The 1,927-nt window shown below is 58.7% G+C and carries 3 protein-coding genes; all 3 read left to right on the top strand.

Annotated features, from left to right (window positions below):
- Positions 1-1,136: integrating conjugative element protein (locus AACQ81_RS02710; protein ID WP_237388449.1), on the top strand; the 1,136-nt coding region annotated here is incomplete at its 5' end.
- Positions 1,137-1,208: 72 nt separating this feature from the next.
- Complete coding sequence (locus tag AACQ81_RS02705; RefSeq protein WP_237388448.1) at positions 1,209-1,484, top strand: hypothetical protein; 276 nt, start codon at positions 1,209-1,211, stop codon at positions 1,482-1,484.
- Positions 1,481-1,927: conjugal transfer protein TraG N-terminal domain-containing protein (locus tag AACQ81_RS02700; protein ID WP_237388447.1), on the top strand; the 447-nt coding region annotated here is incomplete at its 3' end. The genes AACQ81_RS02705 and AACQ81_RS02700, both read left to right, overlap by 4 nt.

Raw genomic sequence — 1,927 nt, 5'->3', positions numbered from 1 at the left:
TCACGGCGGGCATGAAAAACCTGATGAGCGAAGTCATTCAGGGCGCCACCGGGGCGGTCGCCAGTCTCCCCGCCATGATAATCCAGCGGGCCAATCCGGGGCTGTATGACATGCTGACCAACGGCGTGTTACAGGCCAATGTTGCGTTCGACAAGGCCCAGTTTAATTGTCAGAACATGGCCAGACGAATGGTGGATTTTGCGCAAAACAACAAATGGAGCCAATCGGCCTCTTTACAGGAGTACAAAAATCAGGTCAACGGCGGGGATGCTGACGCGGTGAGGGCCAATAACGCCGGCACCAAAGCCACCGGGACGGGCGGGCATCCGTGGATTGGCGGCCGGAAGCAGGGCGGTAAAGGGCAGAGTGCCATTCGTCCGACCCGCGATTTAGCCAGCGCGGGGTTTAATATGATGAACCATCAGCCGGTACTGAGCACTGCCACCCTCCGACGTCAGGATTGCAACGGCAGCAGTTGCAGCAAATTCAGCAGTGCACGGGAGGCGGCAGAAGCCGTCGTCAACGTGCTGGGCGACCGGGCTATCCGCACCTGTGCCAACGCGGCGGAGTGCATCAGCGGCGGCGAGGCGCACCAGCCGGGCACCACCGTGGCCGGCACGGGCTTTGCACCGATGCTGGAAGCACAGACTCAGGCCAATATGGAACAGCTGGTGAAGCTGGTTAACGGGACAGAAAAACCGACGGCGGCGAACCTGGCCAAACTGAAAACCGGCAGCCTGACCATCACCCGGGGTGTGATCCAGGCGTTGCAACGTGACCCCGACAATGCCGCACTGACAGCACGTCTGGCGGGTGAACTGGCGATGGCAGAGACCACGGAGACGGCATTGCTGATGCGCCGGATGCTGATGACCGGCATGTCTGAACCCAATGCTGCAGCGCAGGCCGAAGCCCTGAACGAAGGTGAACGGCGGATTGCGGCGCTGGACAGGGAAATCAACGCCCTGAAAAATGAAATGACATTGAAACGCGAACTGGCGCGCAATGCCATCCTGACCATTATCGAGCGGGAAAACCACCGGATTGAAGCACACCCGCAGAAACACGTGACGGAAAGCAGTGATAAGCGTTTCTATCAACTGGAAAATCCGGCAAACCGGACGACGGGAAGGTAAGTGATGACCGGTAACGCAAAAACATCGTCCAGGCTGAAAAAAGGCGCTGGCATCGCTCTGGCGATTGCGGCAGTGATAATCCTTACGTTGCTGACGGGCCGGGCGGGGATGCGTTATCCCGAACACCTGTCCGCCTTTCGTCACGGGATGGAAAACCATCAATCGCTGTGGCTGGTCTGGCGGTTAAGCCTTTACACGCTGTTGGGCTGGGGCAGCCGGAAGCTTTTTCAGGCAACGCAACATAAACCCGCATACCGGACACCGTTGATCCGTATGATGACGGCCAGCCTGCTGTTTCTCCTGCTGTGTGAATATGCCCTGTCAGGCAGCATGGGGGGCAGCGCATGACGACAAACAGTTATCTGGAATATTTTCTGACCCTGCTCGGCTGGGTGGTGAATAATGGCCTGTGGCAGGTACTGATTGCCACCGGGCTGTTTACCGTGCCGTTGTTGTTCAAAATCATGGCCCTGTGGCTGAAAATCCGTGAAGAGAGTGTGGAAGAAGGCAATGCGGGACTCCGGTCGCTCTCCCGTCTCGAAAATACCCTGTACGGGGCGTTCTTTGTCATGGTTGCCTGTTGCGTTCCGCTGGTTCAGGTCAGCCTCAGTACCCTGCAATATGATCCGTCCCGGGCCAAGACCTGCGGCACCTGGACGCTGACATCACCGCAGGAAACGGGGTATGCGCCGGTGATTTCCAGTCTGGGCGAACACACGGCCGCCGTGCCGGTCTGGTGGGCGGTGGTGCACCGGTTATCAAAAGGACTGACGCAGGCGGCGGTCGCGTCA

This window comes from Xenorhabdus sp. Sc-CR9 (assembly GCF_963897815.1).
Taxonomy (GTDB): domain Bacteria; phylum Pseudomonadota; class Gammaproteobacteria; order Enterobacterales; family Enterobacteriaceae; genus Xenorhabdus.
This window is presented reverse-complemented; position numbering and strand designations above follow the sequence as displayed.